Genomic DNA, 22,871 nt, shown 5'->3' on the forward strand with positions numbered 1-22,871 from the left:
CTAGAATTGTTTTAGTCACATGCTTTTAATCGTGCCACGTACGAGTGAAAGGAAGTCTTGACGGACGCGCTCTGTCGTCTCGATGACTTCTTCGTGGTTGAGCGGTTGGTCAAGGATACCTGCGGCCATGTTCGAGACGCACGAAATTCCGAGGACACGCATGTCTGAGTGACGAGCCACGATGACTTCTGGTACGGTCGACATGCCGACGACGTCGCCGCCGAGCAGACGGGCCATCTTGACTTCGGCCGGTGTCTCGTATGTCGGACCGGTGTTCCCGAAGTAGACGCCTTTTTGAATCTTGAGACCGAGGTCTGACGCGACCCGCTCTGTCAACGCGACGAGTTGTTTGTCGTACGCCTCTGACATATCCGGGAAGCGTGTCCCGAAGTCGCTCGCGTTCTTGCCGATGAGCGGGCTCGTACCGAAGAAATTGATATGGTCCGTGATGACCATCAAGTCGCCCGGGTTGAACGCCTCGTTGCAAGCACCAGCGGCGTTCGTGACGATGAGCGTCTCGACACCGATCAATTTGAGGACACGGACTGGGAACGTGACTTGTTCCATCGAATATCCTTCATAGAAATGGAACCGTCCTTGCATCGCAACGACACGTTTCCCTTCAAGGTCACCAAAGACGAGCTGTCCGACATGACCTTCGACTGTCGAGACCGGGAAGTGCGGAATATCTTCGTAAGGAATCGCGACCGGATTCTCAATCTCGTCGGCGAGCACGCCAAGACCCGATCCGAGAATGAGTCCGATTTCTGGCGTTCCGTTCATGCGTTCCTGTAAAAATGCTTTTGTTTCGTTCCAATTTACCATGTGTAGTGCCTCCTCAAATTTCGTTTAAGAAACTGTTTCCGATTGCTGGTGCGTCGACGTCAAAGTTATCCGCCACCGTGGCGCCGATATCTGCGAACGTAGCGCGAACGCCGAGGTCGACCGCAGTCGAACCGTGGTGATGGACGATGAGCGGGACATATTCCCGCGTATGGTCCGTCCCTGGTGCCGTCGGATCGTTACCGTGGTCGGCCGTGATGATCAGCAAGTCGTCTTCACGCAAGCGAGCAAACACTTCAGGAAGACGGGCGTCATACTCTTCGAGCGCGACCGCATATCCTTCCGGATCCCGGCGATGGCCGAACAATGCGTCAAAGTCGACGAGGTTCAAGAAGCAGAGCCCTTCGAACTCCTCATCAAGCGAAGCGACGAGTTTGTCCATCCCGTCCATGTTCGACTTCGTACGGACCGCTTTCGTCACGCCTTCTCCGTCATAGATATCACTGATCTTCCCGAGGGCAATCACGTCTTTGCCAGCTGTTTCGAGCGTGTTCATGACCGTCTTGCCGAACGGTTTGAGCGCATAGTCGTGACGGTTTGACGTCCGGACCCAAGCACCAGGCGTTCCGAGGAACGGCCGGGCGATGATCCGTCCGAGCATGTACGGATCTTCGCGCGTGATGTCGCGCGCGTATTCGCAGATGCGGTACAGTTCTTCGAGCGGGACTACTTCTTCGTGGGCCGCGATTTGAAGCACCGAGTCGGCCGACGTATAGACAATCAACGCACCTGTCGCGACATGCTCTTCACCGAGCTCGTCTAAAATTTCCGTTCCTGATGCCGGCTTGTTGCCGATGATGTCGCGTCCACTGAACTCTTTAAGCCGGTTGATCAAATCGTCCGGGAATTCCTCGAACACACGGAACGGCGTATCGATGTGGAGACCCATGATTTCCCAATGACCAGTCATCGTATCTTTCCCGGCCGAAATTTCTTCCATCCGACCGAACGCGCTCGGCGCGCTTGACGGTTCGATGCCTTCGATCGGTTTAATGTTCGCTAATCCGAGCTTGCCCATGTTCGGCATGTTCAGGCCGCCATGCTCACGAGCGATGTGACCTAACGTGTCTGAACCGACGTCTCCGAACTGGTCGGCATCTGGGGCTTCCCCGATCCCGACTGAGTCCATGACGACTAAGAATATACGTTTAAATTTCTTCACAAAAGTTCCTCCTTTAAGTGTCTAGGCCCGCGGGTGATGCTTACGGTACACATCGTGGAGCCGCGCCTTGTTGACATGTGTGTAAATTTGAGTGGTGGAGAGATCGGCATGGCCGAGCATTTGCTGGATGGCGCGCAGATCGGCACCATTCTCGAGCAAGTGCGTCGCGAACGAGTGACGCAGCACGTGCGGTGTGATCTCTTTCGGGATACCGGCGTCTTTCGCCCGTCGCTTGATGATCTTCCAAAACCCTTGGCGGCTAAGCCGACCGCCACGTCCGTTCAAGAACAACGCCTCGGTCTCCCGACCACCGAGGCCGTTTCGCGCTTGCTGGATGTAACGTTCGACAAAATTTTGGGCGACCGACGACACCGGAATGATCCGGGCGCTCTCGCCTTTGCCTTCACACTGTAAATACCCCAGTTCAAACTGTAAATCATCCAAATCAAGACCGAGAAGTTCGCTGACGCGCATGCCTGTCCCGTAGAGCAGTTCGAGCATGGCACGATCCCGAAGCGCGAGCGGATCGTTCGTCGGGACGCTATCGAGCAACCGCTCGACTTCGTCTTGCGACCACGTGTCCGGCAGATGTCGCTCCGCTTTCGGCGTCTCTAAGTAAAGTGCCGGATCAGTCGAGGCGCCGCCGCTCATCTTCAGATGGTGATGAAACGTGCGAATCGAACTGACGGCTCGCCGCAGTGACGAGGCGGCCCGACCCGCTTGCGACAGTTCCTCTAAATGCTTGACGATATGTGAGCGCGTGACTTCATTCCACTCGGTCACCCCAAGTTGGGTTAGTGTCGATAAGTACTGGGTCAAATCGCTCGCATAGGCTTGTCTCGTGTTGGTGGACATTCTTTTCTCAACCGTCATATATTGTAAAAACGACTCGACTTGCGAACGCATGACATCCCCCTCCTTCCTCGCTACACCTGAATACGCTTACATCATATCACTTATGTAAACCGTTGTGAAGACGTCTGACCTCATTTTTTTGTAAGTTTTTTTGACAGTTTTTTGTCATCGATTTCACGTCCGTTTTCTCCAGGAAATCGACTGACAATCCCGCTGTATCACTGGTAAGATGAACGTAGTTGAAAAGGAGTGATGACGATGAACATCGAACACGTTGCCGTATGGGTCCACGACCTCGAACGGATGCGCCGCTTTTACGAGACATACTTTGGTGCCAGCGCCAACGACAAATATACGAACCGGCACAAACAGTTCACATCGTATTTTTTAACGTTTCCGGAATCAGCGTGCCGACTCGAGCTGATGTCGCGGTCGGACATCCAAGGCGAAGCGATGCCGGCACTCGGCTGGGCGCATGTCGCCTTCGCGCTAGGCAGCGCCGAGGCCGTCGACGAATTGACGGCGCGCTTGCAGGCTGATGGCTATGAACTCGTCGATGGACCGCGTCTGACCGGGGACGGCTATTATGAGAGCGTCGTCCACGATCCAGAACGAAACAAAATTGAACTGACGATTTGACGGCACGATGAACAAGGGAGGACAAGCCGCTCGGCTTGTCCTCCCTTGTTTCGTCAACCGTTAATGACGGCTTTATGCCCTTCGAGCGTGACGCCTTTCGCTTGGCACACTTTACAGATGCCATGGAACGTCAAACGATGGTCTTTGATTAAAAATTCATACTTGCTCTCGACTTTCTTCTCGACGTCGACGAGCAGGTCTTCCATGATCTCTTCGACTGATCCGCACTCGACACAGACGAGGTGATGGTGCGAATGGTTCGCCCCTTCTGGTCTGAGATCGAACCGGGCGACACCGTCACCGAAGTTGACTTTGTCGACGACGCCGAGCTCGGTCAACAGTTCGAGTGTCCGGTACACGGTCGCGAGACCGATTTCGGGTGCGATACTCTTGACGAGCATGAACACGTTCTCTGCACTTAGATGGTCTGTCTCATTCTCAAGCAAGATACGGACCGTTGATTCTCGTTGTGGTGTCAATTTATATCCTTTGGCGCTCAATTGCTGTTTGATCCGTTCAATTCGCGTTTCCATAAGGCGCCCCCTCTTTACATAATTCACTATTCAAAGCATACCGAAGTTCCGTCGATTTTTCAAATTAAAATCATTACTATGTAAGTCTATCACAACCTACTACAGATTAGAATTATTTCAATTTAGATAATTGCCACCATTGAATCGCCATAATCGTCTTGGCATCGGTGATCCGGCCGCTCGCTAAAAGTTCGCCTGCTTCTTCGAACGTATAACGTTCGACTTGTAAAAATTCGTCCTCGTCTAGGTTCATCGCTCCCGCCGTCAAACCTTTGGCGACGAACACGTCAACGCGCTCACTACAAAATCCAGGTGCCCCGTAAAACGAGAACATCTTTTCAAGCGACTCAGCTTTATAACCGGTCTCTTCCTCGAGTTCACGCTTCGCACTCGCGAGCGGCTCTTCTCCGATTTCAAGTTTCCCGGCCGGAATCTCGAGTGACATCGATTCGAACGCTTTCCGGTATTGCTCGACGAGAACGATCTTGTCGTCCTCATCGATCAACAATATCGCGACGGCCCCATTATGATACACAAGCTCTCGGACCGACGTTCCTCCGTTCGGGAGCTCGACGACATGCTTCTCGACATCGAAAATCTTCCCTTGATAGATGACTTCCCGTTCAATCGTTTTCTCTTCCATGGTTATGTACTCCTCACGTTTTCTTATATACTGTAATTATGAGTCAAATCAATCGACGGAACAAGGAGGAATTATCGATGGTAGAACTTGGACTAGGAACGATGTCGATTTTAAAACAAGGTGACGATGAGGGCCGACGGATTCTCGAGGCGGCTTACGCGTCAGGGATCCGTCATTTTGACACGGCTGACGTCTATGACCGTCACGACGTCGAACGGCTCGTCGGTGAGACGTTTGCCGGTCGGCGGGACGATTTGTTTTTGACGAGCAAAGGCGGAAATGAATGGACCGAGGACGGAATGCGCTGGAACCCAACCCCTTCTTATTTAGAACAGGCGCTTCACGGTTCTCTCGAACGACTACAGACGGATTACTTAGACTTATATTACGTACATGGTGGAACGATGGAAGACGACCTTGACGCGACGATCGATTTCATGCGCCGACAAAAGCAGGCCGGGGTCATCCGTCAAATCGGGCTCTCCTCGATTCGTCCGAACGTGATCCGCTACTGGCTTGAGCACGGGGAGCTCGATGTCTTGATGACACCGTACTCACTGCTCGACCGCCGCATCGAATCGCTCGGGCAAGACGTTCCGCTCGTCGGTCGAGGACCGCTCGCTAAAGGGCTGTTGACCGATGAATGGTCCGAGCGCTTGAGCGCTAAGGGCTTCGAGTCGTGGAGCGAACCCGAGTTACGCAACCTCCTGTCGACGTTACCACACCCGATTCAAGCGTATGCGCTCGCTGCCGCGAAACGGACGTGTGCCGTCGTCTTGCCTGGCGCTTCTTCTGTTGAGCAGTTGCAGCAGACGATTGACGCGTATCATGACGACATCAATGAGCGTGCACTCGATAAACTACTGGCTCGTCTACCGATTCATCCGTATACAAAACATACGACCTGAACGTCAGGTCGTATGTTTATCGCGCTGTTTCATTTGTTCGATCGCCCAATCGGCCCAATCGGCATAGTTTTCCATCATGCGGATCGCATATTCACTCGTCAATAAGTACCCGAGCGTGTCCGCTTCCGATTGATGGGCTGCTTGGAACGCACGAATTTGATGTGCGACTTGTTCATGATGCGTTTTCGTCTCCTCGACGTAACGGATTGCCTCGTCGAGCGGAAGCAGTTGCAGCAGGCTGACGCGCAGCAGGTTCTCATCTTTCATCTTCGGCTGAAACGACGTCGGTTGTCTGAGCCAGTCAATCAACTCTTGACGTCCCGTCGCTGTGATCGAATAGATCTTCTTATCGGGAAGATCATGTTGGGTCACATGCTCTGACGAAACGAGGTGCTCGTCTTCCATCTTTAACAGTTCCCGATAAATCTGTGTATGATGGGCGTGCCAAAAGTGGATCATTTGCGCTTTGAACGTCGCGTTCAAGGCGTAGCCGGTCGCAGGCTGATGGGTCAACAACCCGAGTAGTGCATGACGTAACGCCATAACCATCACCATTCCCTTGCAGTTCAGTTTTTTTAAGTGTAGCACAATCTCTTGTAAGTCCGAGAATGTCAATCGGTTGACGGGCGCACTGAAGACACAGACAATGAGAGAAAGGAGTGATCAATCATGAAACCAATACAATCTGAACAACAATTCCAAACTGCCATTCAAGATAAAGGAATGGTCATCTTCACGACGTCTTGGTGCCCGGACTGCCGCCGCCTCGACATGTACGTCGACGAACTCGTCAAAGACTACCCGCAATTCAACTGGTACGTCGTCGATCGCGACGAACTGCCTGAACTGTCTGACACGCAGGAAGTCCGTGGCATCCCGTCACTGCTCTTCTATAAAGAAGGCGTCAAACAAGAACACCTTCATTCGGCGCATGCGAAGACGGAAATGCAAATTCGGTCGTTCCTCGACACGTTGAACGCCTAATCAAAAGACGACCGCGGTCGTCTTTTTTAGTGCGTGAATTTCTGCATGTAGCGCCTGTCGATTTGACGCTTGATCCAATACGAACACCGGCCGTGCCACGTCAAGCGTCCAAACGTGAGTAAGGCGTGTCCCGGGGTCGTCAATAAAATATTGAGCGACGTCCGCTGTTTGTATGGCTTTTGGTCACCGAGGAGCGCTGACGCGACGTGACGGCCCGAGCGGACCGCGTCGACGCCTCCGTTCAAGCACATTGCCATATCCCCGGTGATGTAAATATCTTGATACGTCGCGTGACGCAAATAAGCGTCGGTCGGAATAAACGACCCCTCCTCGGCAAGGCCTGAGCGGTGCCACCACTCGACCGGCACGACTCCAGTCGCGTCAAGGACAAGACCGTCTGGCGCGTCCCCACCCTCATACTGTTGCGCGATCAGCGTCACCCCGCTTGCAACGAGACGACGGGCAATGTGACGGCCGACCCGGTTCGGCAAGTCGGGCAAAATCTGCTTCGCATAGAGCGTGACGTGTTGCTTCGACCTCACGCAAGCGAAAGCGAGCTCGACGCCAGCTTTGCCCCCTCCGACGATCGTGACCGCACGGCTCGCTTGAATCTGTTCGATCGCTACGTCCGTCATCGGTTTCAAGCCCGTTCCGATCCCTCGGCTCTTCGCACCTGTCGCGAGCACGAGGTGATCATAAGCGATCATACCTTGATCGGTCTCGATGATTCGCTTGACCGGGTCGAGCGAGATGAGTCTGCTCGCGACCGGTGTGACATCCGGTCGCAAGTTGACGACTGCCGAAGCCATCTCATTTGCGATCACTTGGGGGAACGCCCCGGTATAAATCGTTTCCTCAAGTCCGACATAACTGACCTCGTACCGTTCACGCAACTGTTCGATCCGCGCTAAAATTTCGAGTTGCCCGTGACCGAGCCCGACTAGGACGAGCCGCGGCTTCATCGTAAAATCCGCCGTGCTTCCAACAGGCGCTGGCTGATCGTGAACACTTCAAGGATGAGGAACAGCGTCGCGACGACCCCGATCCACGACGGGAACAAAATCATGAGCGTGAACAAGATGAAGCACTCCGTCCGTTCAAGGAGACCCGGTTGATAATAAAATGATTTCTCAGAACGTTTTGAACTGCTGGCTCCGACGGCGAGAAACAGCGTCATCGCAACGACGAAGGATCCGAGCAAGAAGAGAAAGACCGGCATGTGCTCAGGGTAACGAAGCGCCAGCGCAACGACGACCGAGATCTCGACGATGCGATCGAAGACGAGGTCGAGCACTGTGCCAAACCCCGTCTTCCGAGAGCGGCGCGCCATCGTCCCGTCAATGACATCGAGAAGACCCGACAACCAAAGCAGGGCGACCGCTGTCCAAAGCATGTCATTATAAATAAAGAACCCGACCGAGATTCCGATGACGCCTCCAAGGATTGTCACTTCGTTCGGTGTGAAATTCCATTTTAGAAGCCGATCGGCCCCTCGTTCAACGATGGGACGAACCCAGCGGCTTCCGTACGTGTCTAGCATCAAACCACTCCTTTTTTCTTCCGCAAATAGTAGGTCTCCCCGACCTGAAACGCTTCATCCCGGGGGAGAATGATGTACGTACCGGTCGCGAGGCGATACTCGCCTAGGCGATTGCCGAAGCGATTCAACTGTCGGACGAGTAGGACCGGTTCGCCTGCTTCTTCCGTCACTTCCATCATCGTCGCCGGATAAGACGAACCCGAAAGCTCGATAAAGTCTCCAAACGCCGGCTCAGTTTCGTATAGTTCGCCTGGCGTCCCCGTCGCCAGGACTTCTCCGTCCTCGAGCAACGTCACCCGATCGGCGACGAGCATCGCTTCTTCCCGGTCGTGGGTCACGAGCAACGCCGTCAACTCGAGTTGTTGGACGAGGTCCCGGATCAGCCGCTGCAACTCGTACTTCAAATCCGGATCGAGATTCGTGAACGGCTCATCTAATAAAATGAGCCGCGGCTCGGCCGCAAGGGCACGGGCAAAACTGACACGCTGTTGCTCGCCTCCGGAAAGTTCGTGGATGTCATCGTCATATCGGCCCGGAAGGCGGACACGGGCAAGCCACGCCTCTGCCTGCTCCCGGGACCGGTTTTGAGTCGCGAGCGTCACGTTCTCCCCGACCGACAAATGCGGGAACAGAAGCGGTGATTGTGACAGCATCGTGATGCGCCGCTTGTGAGGAGGCGTCCCGAGGAGCGGCTCTCCGTCCCACGTCACCGTCCCCGTGTCTGCCGTCTCAAGTCCGGCGATAATCCGTAGCAACGTCGACTTCCCGGACCCGCTCACCCCGACAAGCGCATGGATCTCTTTCTTGTCAACGATCAGGTCGACCCCGTTCAACACGTCGCGTTGTTTAAAGTTTTTTTGTATTCCCGTAACGACTAAACTCATCTTAACCGCTCCTTCATAATTCGTACCGATACGCGAAACAATCCTCCGAGACCGATATACAACAAGACCGGTAACAAGATGAGGACCCACGTGTTTTGTAGTGCCAATGAAACGTCATTTCCTGCATACGATTGATACAGTTGTGTCGTGACGGTCGGGATGAGCCCTGCACCGATCAATTGCACGAGCACGAACTGACCGAGAACGATGACCGTCGAGAACAAGACGATCGTCCGCATCGTCGCCGCCAACAAAGGAAACAGCACCATGCTAAATCGAGGCAGCGGCGGCAGTGTCATCGTCTGCTCAAGGAGCGGGCGTCCGATCACATACATCGCATTGTAGGCGAGCCGGATCGAGTACGGGAGCGTCGAGACGAGCAAGACGAGCAAGACACCGGCATAAGTCCCGACGAGCCCGACGTTCGCGAGCACGATGTACATACCGAACATACTCGCCATGACCGGAATGAACAACGGGATAAAGACGAGCCATTCGACGAGTGTCCGCCACCTCGACTCTGTAAAAATCAGCCACCACGCTGTCCCAAGACCGAGCCAGACATTGATGACGGCCAAACTGATGACGTAGAACACCGTGTTCATGAGCACTTCATCCAATCGGATCGGAGAAGGCAAACCGAAGAGTAAGCCGAGAAACGGGAACAAGATGAAACTGATGATCAGGACCCGACTCATCGCCTCACCCCTTTTTCAATCCGGCGTCTTCGTTTGACCGTAACGAGATACGATACAAAAGCCCCGACTGAGATCAATAGTGTCCAAACGAGTGCGACCGCGTAGGATTCATTCGCGTTTAAAAACAACCCTGTCGTCAGCCGTTCGTATGCGAGCACCCCGAGCAGCTCCGGGAATGTGACCCCGAGCAGGGCCGGTACCTCGTAAGCGAACGAGATGAACGCCACTAAAATCCAAAACGAGTCCAAGAGCGGCTTCAGTAAAAACGGCCACTCCGCGACTTTGAACTGTTCGAACCGCGTGAGTTGGAGCGTCTTCGCCATATCGAGATAGCCGCGATTCAGTTGCCCGTATGTGCCGAGCATCATCAAAAAGACGAACGGCACTTCTTTCCACACATACGTCAATATGATGACAAAGTGATGGCGCTCGTTCGCTTCCACAAGCCCGTAAAACGGAAAACCGCCCGAGAACAACAACAAAAATAAATACGCACCTGCGACATGCGGCACGAACATCGGCAATTTGAGCAGCGCTGAAAGCCAAACCGCCTCTCGAATCCGGACCGTTCGTGCCAACCACGTCCCGATGAGTAGCGAAATCGTCGTCGAGACGAGCGTCACGTAAAGCGTGACGGCTAAACTCGCCCGCCACGCCGCATCGCGCCAAAGTGACGTCCATTCGAATGAAGCGGTCTCACCGGCTAGAAACGCCAGACCGGCGAGCGGTAGCAATAAGACGATGACGCTCAAGCCGACGCTACCTCGCGACACGGGACCATCCTTCACGAACTTGATCGATCACGCTCGGCCCGAAGTCGGCAATCGAACGTTCGGCAAGTTGTTCAGGGTCTGGATACGTGACGCCCGTGTCCAGTTTGAGGAAGGCTTCCCGGTCCGCTCGTTCAAGCTTCGTCAAATCGAGCGACGTCCCGTCCCCCCAATACGTCGCATCTTGTTTGGCGAGTTGGGCTTCCGGTGACAACAATTCATTGATCACGACGATGGCACCGTTCGGATTGCTTGCGTTGAACGGGACCGCGAGAAAATGCGTCGAGGCGATTGAATGGTCGAGGACGAGTGCACGCGTCCCGTCTGGAAACACGCCGTCGTTTCGCTCGGCCTCAGCACGACGCTCATTGAATCCCATCGTCATCCACACGTCACCTTTCGCATAAAGTTGGTCGAGTTGGGCGAGTGACTTCGGATACGTCGCTCCTTGTTTCCACAGATTCGGTGACCACGTCGCGAGTTCATCCCAAAATGCATCCGGGATCGTTTGATCGCTTCGGATCGTTTCCCCGTACTCGGCATAGAGCAGATGGCGGACGAACGCGTTACCGGTGAAGTCTGTCACTTCAGGATACGTGAAACGGCCCGGATTTGCTTCGGTCCAACGATGTAGTTCTTCGAACGTCGCCGGAGGATTCGTCACTTTGTCGGCATCATAGTGCAGCACGAACTGAACGTTGCCCCACGCCACCTCGAGTCCGTCGGTCGGCGTCCCGGCGTCGGTCGCTTGCGCGGTCTCGTTCAAAAGTGCTGCGTTCGGGATTTTATCGAGCAGGTCGCCTTGTAGAAGCTCCGCCTCGGCCGCGTTTCTAAAATTATCACCATTGATCCACATGAGGTCGATCGTGCCCGCCTCTCGGTTCGAACGTTTATCAAGTGACAGTTGGCGAATGAATTCGGCCGTGTCCATCGGGACGCGATTCAACTCGATATCGTATGTTTCTTTCAAGCGCGGTGCGACGTAGTCATCGATGTAACGGTTGATGCCGTCGTCCCCGCCCCACAAGTAAAAGTTGACCGTCGTTTGCTCAGCCTCTTGAACCGCCTCGTCAAACGTCGGGGCCAAGTCTGCTCCCGTCGTCCCGCAGGCGCTGAGGAAAACAAGCGCAAACAGCAGCCCAAATTGTCGTATTCGTCGCATCGTACTTCCCCTCTCTCTACTACTTTTTGTCAAATCCCCGTTTTGCCAACCGTTCGAACCAAATCGGGCACATTGCGTACAGTTTTCCGCCTAAGTCCATCCACCACGGGGCGTTGACTTCACGTTTCGACTGTTCAAACGCTGAGACGACCCGCTGTGCCAACTGATCTGGGTCGAGCATGATACGACGCACACTCTGTTCATAGCGCCCCGTCTTATCAGCACGATCAAAGAACGGCGTGTTGATCGGACCAGGATTGACCGTCAGTACATGGACACCTGCCGGCTTCAGCTCGAGCCGGAGCGCGTTTGAAAACTGGAGCAACGCCGCTTTCGATCCGGCGTACACGGCCGACTTCGGGGTCGGCACTTTGGCAGCTTGCGAGCAGACGTTTATGATCGTCCCGCCTCGCTTCATCCGGCGCCCACAGTCACGCGACATCACCATCGGCGCGATCGCGTTCAAGCGCATCGTCTCTTCGATGACGTCCGTCGTTTGATCAACGACCCGGTCAAACTCACCGACGCCGGCGTTGTTGACCCAACCGTCGATTGGTCCATATTTCTGTACGACATCGTCGACGAGCGTCTCATAACTTGTCAAAACATCCGCGACCATCCAGTCTGCAGATAGTTTCGTCCCGAGCTCTCGAAGGCGCGTCTCGTTTCTGGCAATTAACGTCAGCTTATAGCCCGCTGCCGAAAAAGAATGCGCCAAAGCGGCACCAAAGCCGCTCGACGCACCCGTGATCACAATATGTCTCATTCCATTGCTTCCTCCACTCTCACATAAATCCATTTGCCATCGGTTAACTGCTTGACGACATGCCCGCGCTCCTCGAGCAATGTCAACCGCGCGAACACTTCGCTGAAGACAAGCGGCATCGCCCGGCGCATCTTCCGCCCGTACAGCCGCATCGACCAATCGAACACACTCAAGCCGTCGGCCCAGTCGTTCAGCAGCTGTTCGCTCCGTTCATAGCGTTGACTAATCCTTGATTCGATGAGCACCCGCGGATGCTCAATCGGATTACCGTGTCCGCTCACGACGAGCTTAATATCAAGCTCCTGTAACTTTCTAAGCGAGTCGAGATACAGTAAGACCGGTGACGCAAACCCTTCGTCCTCATACGGTTGTTCGATCAACGGGTTCGGTTCGACCGCATCGATCAAATGATCACCGGCGATCAAGACGCCGCCCGGTCCGAGCAGTCCGAGTTGATCGCTCGCGTGTCCCGGCAGATGAATCGTCTTCCATGCCCCGTCGCTCGTCACGTCTTGCCCTTCTTCGAACGTCATCGTGACGGTCGTCGGACCGATCCAACGTAGCGCCTCCCGGTAGTCCGGCAACTTGGTGATGATCGACTCCGGTGCCCCGAACCAATGAGCCAGTTCATATAAGAAGTGATTGCCTTTTTTAATAAAGTTCGGTGTCTGTTCCAAATAACGAACGAGCTTCTCGTGACCATAGACTGGAATCGAGGCGTCCCGCAGCCGCCAAGCTTGACCGGCATGGTCGGCATGATGGTGCGTTAAAAATAGAAAATCGATATCCGCTAGCGTCAGTTCGAGTTCAGCCAATTCGCCGTTCAAGGATGCCCATGCCTCTTCCGTATCCGGGCCACAGTCGACCATGAAAAACCGGCCCCCATGCTCTACGATGTATACGTTCACGTTACCGACCTCAAACGGTGTCGGAATATCGAGTCTTGCCAGTTGGCTTGAAATCCAGTTCGCCACGTCCACACAACCCCTTCCACCTATCTTCATTCATTATACCTGTCAGAAAGAAGGGATTTCAATGGCACAAAAAAAGGAGGGGATTTCTCCCCTCCAATCGTTTATAAGTTAATGACGGTCACTTTATCGCGTGTCATCGTTTCAAGACTGCGTCCGATGCCTTGGACACCGAGACCTGATTGTTTCACACCGATGAACGGGAAGTGGTCAGGACCGCGTTCCGTTCGACCGTTGACTTGGACCGTACCGACTTCGAGCTTGTCGGCGACCGTGAACGCACTGTTCACGTTTTGCGTGAACACGCTCGCTTGAAGACCGAACTCTGACTCGTTCGTCAGTTCGATCATCTCGTCGAGCGAGCTGACACGGATGATCGGAAGAACAGGTCCGAACGGCTCTTCCCAAGCGACACGCATCTCACGCGTGACGTGATCGAGCAGCGTCGGGTGAAGCAGGTTGCCGTCGCGTTCGTTACCGTGGACGACCGTAGCACGCTTGTTGACGGCGTCGTCGATCAAGCCTTGAACGTAGTCAGCCGACTTTTTGTCGATGAGCGGGACGATGAAGCTGTTGTCGACTGGCGAACCAACCGTGAGCTTCTCGACACGCTGTTTCAACATGGCGACGAGTTCGTCCGCTTGATCTTCGAGCACGAAGACGCGTTTGATCGCCGTGCAACGCTGACCTGAGTAAGAGAACGCACCGCTGACGATTTGATCCGCCGCAAGCGTCATGTCCGCGTCTTCTAAGACGAGCGCCGGGTCTTTGCCACCGAGCTCTAAGACGACCGGGACCATCGATGCCTGTTGTGACAAATGTTGACCGGTTCCTGTACCGCCTGTGAATGTGATCATGTCGACACCTGGGTGCGACGTCAAGTAGTCGCCGATGACCGAACCGCGACCCGTCACGAGGTTCAACAATCCGCTCGGAAGACCGGCGTCTTGCAGTGCCTCGACCATTTTGACGCCACTGATCGCACCTTGCGTCGCCGGTTTGAAGACGACCGCGTTCCCCGTAATAAGGGCCGGGGCGATTTTAGCAGCGGCTAAGTTGACCGGATAGTTGAATGGTGAGATCGCGAGAACGACACCGAGTGCCTCTTTTTTGATGATCGCCATTTTGTTTTTTGATCCGCCCGGGAACGAATCGCCTTGCATGAATCCACCTGTGAAACGAAGTCCTTCCTCAGCCGTATAACGAATAATCTCAGCTGTGCGGACGACTTCTTTCTTCGCGTCGCTCAAGTTCTTCCCGACTTCGCGCATGATGATTTGACCGATCTCATCGACGCGTTCTTCGAGTTTGTCCGCCCATGCGTACAACAGCTCGGCGCGCTTGTTGACCGGAAGCGCCGCCCACTCTTGTTGTGCACGTTTAGCACCGTGAATCGCCTCGTCGACTTCGTCGCGCGACATCGCTTGGACGTGTCCGACGATTTCTTCTGTATAAGGTGAAACGAGTTCGACCGTCTCATTTGTTGTTGATTCTTGCCATTGCCCGTTAATTAAATATGGATACGTGTTCATACTCATAATCTCTATCTGCCTCCTGAGTAAGCTGTGATATCTCGTTGCCACCCTCATTGTATGCAAAATCAATTCCGTTGAACAACTATAAAGATTCAGTTTATGTAATGTAAACGGTTACTCCATGATTTTTCGTGATTTTTGACCTGACTTTGACACTTTTCAACTGAAGACTTTGATCGATTTGACCGATAGAGAGGAAGAGAGAACGCGATATAGGAGGGACCACCATTGAGCATGGATCATAATATTTTACTTGAAGCAGGTACGAACGAGTTAGAAATCGTCATTTTCCAGTCAGGCCCGTTTATTTTCGGGATTAACGTCATGAAGGTTCGCGAGATCATCACGATGCTTCCACTCACCCCGTTACCTGGAACGCCTGAGGCGATCATGGGGTTGATCGAACTACGCGGTGAAGTCATGACGGTCATCGATCTCCCGATGGTCATCGGCCATCCACGTGAAGCCGGAGACGGGGATCGCTTGATCGTCTGTGAGTTTAACGGTGAGAAATCGGTGCTCCGAGTCGACCAAGTGACAGAGATCAAGCGCATCTCATGGGAACAGATCGATACACCGTCAGATCTCGCCCGCGGTGTCCAAGGCATCACGAACGGCGTCGTCAAAACAGGAGACCAAATGATCATTCTTCTCGACTATGAGCGCATCGCTCTCGAGTTGTCACGAAAAGACATCATGGCTCGTGAATCCGTCAAACGACTCGGTGCAAGGGAACGCTCGAACAAACAAGTGTGGATCGCAGAAGATTCGGAGATGCTTCGCACCTTGATCATCGACACGCTCGATGAGGCAGGCTACTTCAACACGACAATCTTCAACAACGGGAAAGAAGCGCTTGATGCGTTCGAGCAAGATGGTGTCGAGTGCGATCTGCTCATCACCGACATCGAGATGCCACAAATGGACGGGTTACATTTGACGAGACGGCTACGCGAAATGGACCGCTACGCGACATTACCGATCGTAATTTTCTCGTCACTCATCTCAAACGACTTGAAACATAAAGGCGACGCCGTCGGCGCGAACGCACAAATCACGAAGCCTGAGATCGGCATGTTGATCGCGACACTCGATGAGTTTTTAGCCTAATGACAAACGGAGGGGCCGCAAAATTGCGGCCCCTCTTTCATTACACCAATCGATTGAAATAGGCGTCCCACTCGACAGCGAACCGTTTCATTTGACGCTCGATGTCTTCAAGCACCGGTTCAAGGTTCTCGACCTCGTTCGTCTCACCGGCGAGTTCAAGTTGTTGGAAATGCGACGCCGTCTCGTCGAGTCCGACCGAATAAGAGGCGCCCTTTAACAAGTGGGCGAGTTGTTCGATTTGTTCATGATCTTTCGTCTCGACCACGCGCTTTAATTCAGGAAACTTCGCCTCGAACTGGGCGACGTACGTCTCTGCAATCTTTTTCAGAAAATCTTTATTTCCACTTGCGATTTGATGGAGCTCTGCTAATTTCTCTTCGTTAAACAGAGCGTTTTGGGGTGTTTGAGTCATCTCCATCCCTCCTTCTACTCATTCCTTCTGACATTCTAACTCACTGTAGTATGTTTTCGAGAGAAAACAAAAAATCTCCTTCTTTGCGATTGCACTCTCCTACTCGCCTACCTATAATAAAGTTGAGCTAAGGTAGGAGGAAGATTATGCTAACGATTTACCGTACCGACGCATCTGGTCGTGTGCACGAGATCGAAGACTTTGACAAAGGAAGCTGGATCCAACTCGTCAATCCGACGAAAGACGAGGCCGATCAAGTCATTGCCGCCTCCGGCATTCCTGAAGACTTCGTGTACGACCCACTTGATATTGAAGAAAAGCCGCGTTTTGAGAAAGATGACGAAGGCCTGCTCATGATCATTGACGTTCCATACGTCGAAGAAGACGATACGGGACGTGCCTATAATACGATCCCACTCGGTATCATCGTCACGGGACGACATTTCATCACCGTCTGTTCGCGAGACCTCGATGTACTCAACTTGTTCGCTAACGGCAAAGCCCGCTTGTTCCGGACAAACTATCGCAGCCGGTTCGTCTTCCAGATTTTGCACCGAGTCAGCATGACGTACTTGCGGTTCCTCCGCCAGATCGACCGGCGAATGGAAGAGCTAGAGCAAGAACTTCAACGTTCGATGCGAAATCAGGAAATTTTCCAGTTGATGAACTTACAGAAGTCGCTCGTCTACTTCATGACATCGCTCAAAGCGAATGACAGCGTCCTCGACCGCATCGTCAAGACGCCGAGTCTTGAGAAGCATGAAGAGGACGAAGACTTGTTAGAAGACGTATTCGTCGAGCATCGTCAGGCGATGGAGATGGCCTCGATTTATAACGACATCATCAGCATTAAGATGGATGCGTTCGGGTCGATCATCTCGAACAACGTCAACTTCGTCATGAAGTTCTTGGCGTCGATCACGATCGTGCTCAGCATTCCGACGATGATTTCCGGGATCTTTGGGATGAACGTCCAAGTCCCGTTCGAAGGTCAATCAATCGGTTTCGTGTTCGCACTTGCCATGATGTTCGGTTTTTCGAGTCTCGCCTTTTATATTTTATGGCGGAAACGTTATTTCTAGACAAAAGGATGAAATCGTCACGAGCGACGGTCTCATCCTTTTGTCGTTTAAATAAGCTTTACCGTGACGAGGCACAAGTCGTCGTCAATCTCAATTTTCGGGACGAGCCGTTCGGCAACGTGACGGGCATAATCTAAGCCGTACGTGGCGATGTCTTTTTCAAGCCAACGGATGCCGTCATCGATGTCTTTGCTGTAACATTCCATCAGTCCGTCCGTGTACATATGCAGGACCATACCTGGCGTGATCTTGATTTCTTTCGATTCATAATTCGGTTCCTCGAACATGCCGACCGGCACCCCGGTCGTCTCGAGACGAGTCATCCCTTCCTGAGACGTCACAATCACAGGCGGATGGCCGGCATTGACGTACTCGATGCGTTGATTCGTCGTATCGATGTAACAATAGACGGCCGTGAAATAACTTTGCATATCGTCGCCTGAAAACAGGAACGTCATCTGTCGGTTCAGTTCGGTCATAACGTCGACCGGGTACTGGACGTTGGCGACAAGGCCCGGCAAGATCGAGCGGATTCCCATCGTGATCAAGGCTGAAGACACGCCGTGACCCATCACGTCGAAGATGATGACGCCGTAACGATCAGGCGCGACTTGGAACCAGGCGTACATGTCACCCGCCAATTTTTTAGATGGCAGGTACAGCGCCCGCATATCGATTTCCGCGCTACTGATTGGTGGGGTCAGTGCGCTCTGCTGAATCTTTTGGGCCAAATCCAGGTCGTATTGGAGACGCGCCTCATATTTTTTCCGTTCATCAACGGCCGCTTTGTAACGGAGCGCCGAGCGAATCCGAGCGAGGAGTTCGGTGATTTTGATCGGTTTCGTCGTATAGTCGGACGCTTCAGCATCTAGCCCTTCGGCAATTTGCTTCTCTTCGGTCCGGCCCGACACCATGATTACCGGCAGTTCTTCATATCCTGTCATTTGTCGAATCCGTTTGCACGTTTCAATCCCTGAGATGCCCGGCATCTCGACATCGAGCAGGACGAGGTCATACAGCGACGGGGCTTGCGGGTCCATGAGGAGCGCGAGAGCATCTTCACCACTTGAGACCGAGACCGTCTCATAATCGTGTTGATGCAATAATTGTTCGAGAACCATCGTATTGACCGGTTCGTCGTCGACAATCAAAATCGCCATAGTCATCCCTACCTTCTCTGTCAGTGTTCTTCTACATGTTATTGTATCATATCTAATCAAGAGACCAACCATTTCAAACCTGTAACAGTTGTGAGAGACTCAAACATGGAGAACGTCTCAGATTTTTGTCATACTAAGAGAAAGAAAGCGAGGAATGCGCTATGGGATGGATATTTGCCGTGAGCGGATTGATCATTTTGCTCGTCTTGATCGCCTCTGTCGTCGTCATCCAAAAAGGATACGCCTACAAAGACAACAAAGATGACATCGTTCTCGACTACGATGAGATCAATCGCCGCATCACCGAACAAGATCAGCAGGACAAATAGAGCCATCCACGACGGATGGCTCTATTTTTATTTGAATTCGAAACGGAGCGCCCCTTTTTCAAGGTAGAGCGTGGCATCAAACGTCTTGTCGCCTTTTTTGAACGCATGAACATTTGACTGCCCGCCGTTGATCATCTGTTTCAGTTCATCTTTCGCGAGTCCGACGCCGAGCACTTGTTTTGACACGGTAAATTTGCACCCTTCGCGGTAGCCGCTGCAACCGATGAACTTCGGATGCTCGACGAGTCCTTTTCCACAGCTCGGACAGACGCCAAACGACGCTTTTGGCCGCGAGGCAGATTTCTTCCCGAATCGTCTCGGTTCAATCGTATAGCCTTCCGGATTCGCCGCCGCGACTCTCGCTTTGGCTTCTTCGACGAGATGAATCGACATCTTTTTCGCCTGGTCGATGAATTCGGCCGCAGACGCAGACGCCTGTCCGATCTCATGGAGCCGCTTCTCCCATTTCGCGGTCATGGCCGGCGAGGCGAGAATGCTGTCGCCGAGCACATCGATTAACAGACGGCCTTTATCGGTCGGAACGAGCTCTTTCTTTTGAAGTTCAACATAACCCCGCTTCTTCAAGCCGTCGATTATGTTCGCCCGAGTCGCTTCCGTGCCGAGCCCCTCGACTTCTTTCATGATATGGATCAGTTCCTCGTCGTCGAGCTGTTTCCCGGCGACTTTCATCGCCATGATGAGCGCGCCTTCCGTATACCGTTTTGGAGGCTCTGTCTGTTTCGATAACACTTCGACTTTCTTTTCAGTCAACGGCTCACCGAGCGTTAGCGCCGGTAGCTCGACGTCTTTTGATTTCATCTCGACGACTTGACGGTACCCGGGGCTGACAACGACCGTCCCTTTTGCCCGGTATAAGTCTTCCCCGTCCATCAAGTCGACGGTCGTCTTCTCGAGTTTGGCCGGGGGGGCGAACGCTGCGAGAAAGCGGCGGTTGATCAAGTCATACAGCTTCGCCTCATCCCCGCTAAGTCGACCCACATCGCCGCACGCTTCGGTCGGAATGATCGCATAGTGATCGCTCACTTTTTTCGCGTTGACGTAGCGGCTGTTCCGGGACGGGTTCTCGGTCAACACGTCAGCGAGTCCAGCATATGCCGCAGACTTCAACAGCCGTGCTTTCGTTTGGGGGAACAGCGTTGCCTCGTCCGGCGTCACGAAACTGGAATCGGTCCGTGGATAACTGATCCACCCTTTCGTGTACAGCTTCTGGGCGATATCGAGCGTCTTCTTCGCCCCGAAGCCGAACCGTTTGCCGGCCTCGGCCTGGAGACCCGATAAGCTGAACCAGAACGGTGGGTGTTCCGTCTTGTCTTCCTTATCAATCGACCGCACGACCGCCGTTCCGGTCGATCGGTCGACGACAGCGTCAGCTTGTTCACGCGTCTTCAGTTTCGTCGTCTTTCCGAGTGTGTATTTCGCTTTGAACGTGCCCCGTCCTTTTTGGAGCGTCGCTTCGACCTCGAAGTACGCTTCCGGGACGAACTGTTTGATCTCGCGTTCTCGATTGACGATCAAGGCGAGCGTCGGTGTCTGGACGCGGCCGAGTGAGAACACGTCCTCGATGCCAATCGTCTTCAAGAGCGTCGTATACGCGCGCGATGCGTTCATACCGACGAGCCAGTCGGCACAGGCACGACTCATCGCCTCATGGTAATACGGAATCGTCTGGTCTCCCGGTAACAGCTGGGCGAAACCGCGATCGACCGCCTGCTCGGTCAAACTCGAGATCCATAAGCGCTCGAGCGGTTTTTTGTTGCCCGCGAGCCTCAAGATGAGGCGAACGATCGCCTCCCCTTCCCGCTCGGCGTCGGAAGCGATGATGACGTCCGTGATGGAGCGGTCGTGGAGCCATTTTTTGATTGTCTGGAACGGCTTCGACTTGCCCTGCGAGATGCGGTAGTCGAACCGGTCTGGGACGATCGGAAGTGACTCATATTTCCAAGATTTCCACTCCGGACGGTAGTGAGACGGCTCTTGGAGTTCACATAAGTGTCCGACCGCCCAAACGACGATGGCACCTTCTGGGAAACGTTGACACGCTGCGATTTCAATCTCGTCTTTTTTCTTTTTTGATGGATATGGCGCTGCCAGCTTTTGTGCCTGCGACGGTTTCTCCGCAATGATTAATCTCATGTGATCCCTACTTTCGTTGTCGTTCGAACGACCTTGTTAGAACGACACTTTCGAAAAAGAATGTTTTTTCTCGTATGTTTCATTATATCATTAGAGGAATATGTACAAAACCAAAGGGGGATGCCTGTTGCCTTATTTAATTTTATTTGCCGCCGTCTTTTTCCTGTCGACGAGCGTCTTGTTCGTCAAATGGACGTCCGCTCCGGCGGAGACGGCCGCATTCTACCGTATGCTGTTCTCGAGCCTCATGTTGTTGCCGTTTCTCGATTACCGCTCGCTCTTCTCATTACGCTCGAACACCCGCTACGCGATCTTGCTCAGCGGGACGCTCCTCGCCTTCCATTTCTGGCTCTGGTTTTTATCGCTCGACTACACGACCGTCGCGAGTTCGACGTTGTTCGTGACATCGAGCCCGATTTTCGTCCTCATCGGGAACGCCCTGTTCTTTAAAAAACATCCGACCCGAAAAGGTTTGGCGTTTGCGCTCGTCGCCGTCCTCGGCGGCATGCTCGTCGCAGCCGGTGATATCCAAATCGGTCGCGACGCGCTCTACGGGGATTTGCTCGCGCTTCTCGCCGCCTTGCTGATCGCCGGCTACTGGCTCGTCGGTCAACACATTCGGACCGAGATGAAGACGAACGACTACTCGTTCAGCGTCTATCTCGTCGCCACGTTCGTTCTCGGTTTCATGTTGCTCGTTCGGGACACGACGTTCGTCGGCTTCGAAGCGGTGAATTGGTGGTATTTCATCGCTCTCGCCTTCTTCCCGACGCTCCTCGGCCATAACTTGTTCAACTACGCCCTCGCCCGCGTCAGTGCGACCGTCGTCAGCATCACCATCCTCGGCGAGGCGCTCTGGGGCATGCTATTCGGCTTCGTCTTCTTCGAGGAACGGCTCGGCGTGATGCAATGGATCGGCGCGGCCGTCTTGCTCGGTGGGATTTACTTATTCCTAAAAGAAGAGGCTGGGACATAACTAGCCTGTTTTAAAGCTTTTCAATAAAAAGAGGGGTCCGGTCACCGATTTTCGGTGGCCGGACCCCTTCTTTGCACTTCCCCCGATGCCCACGGCGATGAACTTCCGTAGGTTCACCGCCATGAGGGCGAAGCCGAGCTCGCGCTTCACGCGCTGTTTTCCCCTGACGGAGAAGCGGGTGAAACCTAAATTGGCCTTCAGATATCCAAAAACTGGTTCCACGTCCGTCTTGCGTCTGGCGTAGAGGGCACCGGTTTTTTCATCCGAAAGCAGCGTTCTCGTCCTATTCTTTTGTTCTTCCCAGGCACCGTTCACGCTGACCTGTCGGTGTCTCCCTTCCTCGGCCTTCGTGCACAGTTCCCGGAACGGACAACCGTCACAGCTCTCGCACTCGTACACACGAAAATCACGGGTGAAGCCGTTCCGGTCGGTCCGATGGGACTCATGGCTGAACGGGAGCCTTCTCCCGTCCGGGCACGTGAACGTGTCGGTCCCGTCATCATACGCCCAGTTCGCGAGGTTGAACGGGTCCTCGCGCCATTTCTTCTTCTGTTCCTTCCGGTACATCGTATGAGGGATCAACGGCTGGCGCCCCCGGCGCTCGAGGATGTCTGTATAGTTCTGCTGGCTCCCGTATCCCGCATCGGCGACGATGTAGGCGGGTAAGTCGAGGAACGTTTCAATCTCATCGAGGAACGGGATCAACGTCTTCATGTCGGTCGGGTTCGGATAGACGTCATAGGCAAGCGTGTACT

Annotated in this window: 26 protein-coding genes; 7 read left to right on the plus strand and 19 right to left on the minus strand. The window is 53.6% G+C overall.

The window, feature by feature from the left end; genetic code table 11:
- Positions 1–15: 15 nt before the first annotated feature.
- Genes KNP77_RS07945 through xerD form a run of 3 tightly spaced genes read right to left on the minus strand, consistent with a single transcriptional unit; the run spans position 16 to position 2,911 of the window.
- Complete coding sequence (locus KNP77_RS07945) at positions 16–825, minus strand: purine-nucleoside phosphorylase (protein ID WP_214889939.1); 810 nt, start codon at positions 823–825, stop codon at positions 16–18.
- 13 nt (positions 826–838) lie between these two features.
- A complete protein-coding gene (gene deoB, locus KNP77_RS07950) occupies positions 839–2,005 on the minus strand; it encodes a phosphopentomutase (protein ID WP_131439776.1) in 1,167 nt (388 codons plus the stop codon).
- Between the two features lie 21 nt (positions 2,006–2,026).
- A complete protein-coding gene (gene xerD / locus KNP77_RS07955; protein WP_016509359.1) occupies positions 2,027–2,911 on the minus strand; it encodes a site-specific tyrosine recombinase XerD in 885 nt (294 codons plus the stop codon).
- A 207-nt stretch (positions 2,912–3,118) separates the two neighbouring features.
- Here xerD and KNP77_RS07960 point away from each other — a divergent pair, with 207 nt between their 5' ends.
- The gene (locus KNP77_RS07960; RefSeq protein WP_214889942.1) at positions 3,119–3,499 is read left to right on the plus strand and encodes a VOC family protein; all 381 of its coding nucleotides are present in this window, start codon (positions 3,119–3,121) and stop codon (positions 3,497–3,499) included.
- A gap of 53 nt (positions 3,500–3,552) precedes the next feature.
- On the opposite strand, the gene fur is transcribed toward KNP77_RS07960, so the two are convergent.
- Positions 3,553–4,032, minus strand: a complete 480-nt coding sequence (fur, locus tag KNP77_RS07965; RefSeq protein ID WP_016509373.1) for a ferric iron uptake transcriptional regulator — start codon at positions 4,030–4,032, stop codon at positions 3,553–3,555.
- Between the two features lie 112 nt (positions 4,033–4,144).
- Positions 4,145–4,675, minus strand: a complete 531-nt coding sequence (locus KNP77_RS07970; RefSeq protein ID WP_214889945.1) for an NUDIX domain-containing protein — start codon at positions 4,673–4,675, stop codon at positions 4,145–4,147.
- Between the two features lie 77 nt (positions 4,676–4,752).
- On the opposite strand from KNP77_RS07970, the gene KNP77_RS07975 reads away from it, so the two are divergent.
- Entirely contained in the window at positions 4,753–5,583 is an 831-nt protein-coding gene (locus tag KNP77_RS07975) for an aldo/keto reductase (protein WP_251138981.1), read from the plus strand.
- A gap of 3 nt (positions 5,584–5,586) precedes the next feature.
- On the opposite strand, the gene KNP77_RS07980 is transcribed toward KNP77_RS07975, so the two are convergent.
- Entirely contained in the window at positions 5,587–6,126 is a 540-nt protein-coding gene (locus tag KNP77_RS07980) for a PadR family transcriptional regulator (RefSeq protein ID WP_071397683.1), read from the minus strand.
- 126 nt (positions 6,127–6,252) lie between these two features.
- On the opposite strand from KNP77_RS07980, the gene KNP77_RS07985 reads away from it, so the two are divergent.
- Positions 6,253–6,567 carry a thioredoxin family protein gene (locus tag KNP77_RS07985; protein WP_071397668.1) on the plus strand — a complete coding sequence of 105 codons (315 nt, stop codon included), beginning with the start codon at positions 6,253–6,255 and terminating at the stop codon, positions 6,565–6,567.
- Between the two features lie 26 nt (positions 6,568–6,593).
- On the opposite strand, the gene KNP77_RS07990 is transcribed toward KNP77_RS07985, so the two are convergent.
- The 9 genes from KNP77_RS07990 to KNP77_RS08030 form a co-directional block, all read right to left on the minus strand.
- Complete coding sequence (locus KNP77_RS07990) at positions 6,594–7,529, minus strand: NAD(P)/FAD-dependent oxidoreductase (protein WP_214889951.1); 936 nt, start codon at positions 7,527–7,529, stop codon at positions 6,594–6,596.
- The gene (locus KNP77_RS07995; RefSeq protein ID WP_071397670.1) at positions 7,526–8,107 is read right to left on the minus strand and encodes a CDP-alcohol phosphatidyltransferase family protein; all 582 of its coding nucleotides are present in this window, start codon (positions 8,105–8,107) and stop codon (positions 7,526–7,528) included. Before KNP77_RS07995 ends, KNP77_RS07990 begins: the two co-directional genes overlap by 4 nt.
- On the minus strand, positions 8,107–8,991 hold the full coding sequence (locus tag KNP77_RS08000; RefSeq protein WP_214889954.1) for an ABC transporter ATP-binding protein: 885 nt from the start codon (positions 8,989–8,991) through the stop codon (positions 8,107–8,109). The genes KNP77_RS07995 and KNP77_RS08000 overlap by 1 nt, the downstream gene beginning before the upstream one ends.
- Positions 8,988–9,689: an ABC transporter permease family protein gene (locus KNP77_RS08005; protein WP_071397672.1), complete on the minus strand. Its 702-nt coding sequence runs from the start codon at positions 9,687–9,689 to the stop codon at positions 8,988–8,990. Before KNP77_RS08005 ends, KNP77_RS08000 begins: the two co-directional genes overlap by 4 nt.
- Entirely contained in the window at positions 9,686–10,462 is a 777-nt protein-coding gene (locus KNP77_RS08010; RefSeq protein ID WP_214889957.1) for an ABC transporter permease subunit, read from the minus strand. The genes KNP77_RS08005 and KNP77_RS08010 overlap by 4 nt, the downstream gene beginning before the upstream one ends.
- Positions 10,449–11,621 (minus strand): ABC transporter substrate-binding protein, encoded by a 1,173-nt coding sequence (locus tag KNP77_RS08015; RefSeq protein ID WP_070327100.1) that lies wholly within the window; start codon positions 11,619–11,621, stop codon positions 10,449–10,451. The genes KNP77_RS08010 and KNP77_RS08015 overlap by 14 nt, the downstream gene beginning before the upstream one ends.
- A 19-nt stretch (positions 11,622–11,640) precedes the next feature.
- Complete coding sequence (locus KNP77_RS08020) at positions 11,641–12,387, minus strand: SDR family NAD(P)-dependent oxidoreductase (RefSeq protein WP_251138982.1); 747 nt, start codon at positions 12,385–12,387, stop codon at positions 11,641–11,643.
- On the minus strand, positions 12,384–13,361 hold the full coding sequence (locus KNP77_RS08025; RefSeq protein ID WP_236633680.1) for an MBL fold metallo-hydrolase: 978 nt from the start codon (positions 13,359–13,361) through the stop codon (positions 12,384–12,386). Before KNP77_RS08025 ends, KNP77_RS08020 begins: the two co-directional genes overlap by 4 nt.
- Positions 13,362–13,462: 101 nt before the next feature.
- Complete coding sequence (locus tag KNP77_RS08030) at positions 13,463–14,899, minus strand: NADP-dependent glyceraldehyde-3-phosphate dehydrogenase (RefSeq protein ID WP_214889986.1); 1,437 nt, start codon at positions 14,897–14,899, stop codon at positions 13,463–13,465.
- Between the two features lie 228 nt (positions 14,900–15,127).
- On the opposite strand from KNP77_RS08030, the gene KNP77_RS08035 reads away from it, so the two are divergent.
- The gene (locus tag KNP77_RS08035) at positions 15,128–16,003 is read left to right on the plus strand and encodes a chemotaxis protein CheV (RefSeq protein WP_084812901.1); all 876 of its coding nucleotides are present in this window, start codon (positions 15,128–15,130) and stop codon (positions 16,001–16,003) included.
- 40 nt (positions 16,004–16,043) lie between these two features.
- Here the strand turns inward: KNP77_RS08035 and KNP77_RS08040 are convergent, their stop codons facing one another.
- Positions 16,044–16,415: an Hpt domain-containing protein gene (locus KNP77_RS08040; protein WP_236633372.1), complete on the minus strand. Its 372-nt coding sequence runs from the start codon at positions 16,413–16,415 to the stop codon at positions 16,044–16,046.
- Between the two features lie 146 nt (positions 16,416–16,561).
- On the opposite strand from KNP77_RS08040, the gene KNP77_RS08045 reads away from it, so the two are divergent.
- Complete coding sequence (locus KNP77_RS08045) at positions 16,562–17,497, plus strand: magnesium transporter CorA family protein (RefSeq protein WP_214889960.1); 936 nt, start codon at positions 16,562–16,564, stop codon at positions 17,495–17,497.
- 47 nt (positions 17,498–17,544) lie between these two features.
- Here the strand turns inward: KNP77_RS08045 and KNP77_RS08050 are convergent, their stop codons facing one another.
- A complete protein-coding gene (locus KNP77_RS08050) occupies positions 17,545–18,657 on the minus strand; it encodes a PP2C family protein-serine/threonine phosphatase (RefSeq protein ID WP_214889963.1) in 1,113 nt (370 codons plus the stop codon).
- 161 nt (positions 18,658–18,818) lie between these two features.
- On the opposite strand from KNP77_RS08050, the gene ytzI reads away from it, so the two are divergent.
- Entirely contained in the window at positions 18,819–18,986 is a 168-nt protein-coding gene (gene ytzI / locus KNP77_RS08055) for a YtzI protein (protein ID WP_131458459.1), read from the plus strand.
- Between the two features lie 27 nt (positions 18,987–19,013).
- On the opposite strand, the gene KNP77_RS08060 is transcribed toward ytzI, so the two are convergent.
- Positions 19,014–21,140, minus strand: a complete 2,127-nt coding sequence (locus KNP77_RS08060; RefSeq protein ID WP_214889966.1) for a DNA topoisomerase III — start codon at positions 21,138–21,140, stop codon at positions 19,014–19,016.
- Between the two features lie 127 nt (positions 21,141–21,267).
- Between KNP77_RS08060 and KNP77_RS08065 the strand changes: the two genes are divergently transcribed.
- Positions 21,268–22,116, plus strand: coding sequence for a DMT family transporter (locus tag KNP77_RS08065; RefSeq protein ID WP_251138984.1), 849 nt, complete (start codon positions 21,268–21,270; stop codon positions 22,114–22,116).
- On the opposite strand, the gene KNP77_RS08070 is transcribed toward KNP77_RS08065, so the two are convergent.
- The coding region (locus tag KNP77_RS08070) for a transposase (RefSeq protein ID WP_251138985.1) at positions 22,117–22,871 on the minus strand (755 nt) is incomplete at its 5' end. It abuts the gene before it with no gap.

The sequence above is a fragment of the Exiguobacterium sp. s142 genome (assembly GCF_018618455.1).
GTDB lineage: Bacteria > Bacillota > Bacilli > Exiguobacteriales > Exiguobacteriaceae > Exiguobacterium > Exiguobacterium aurantiacum_A.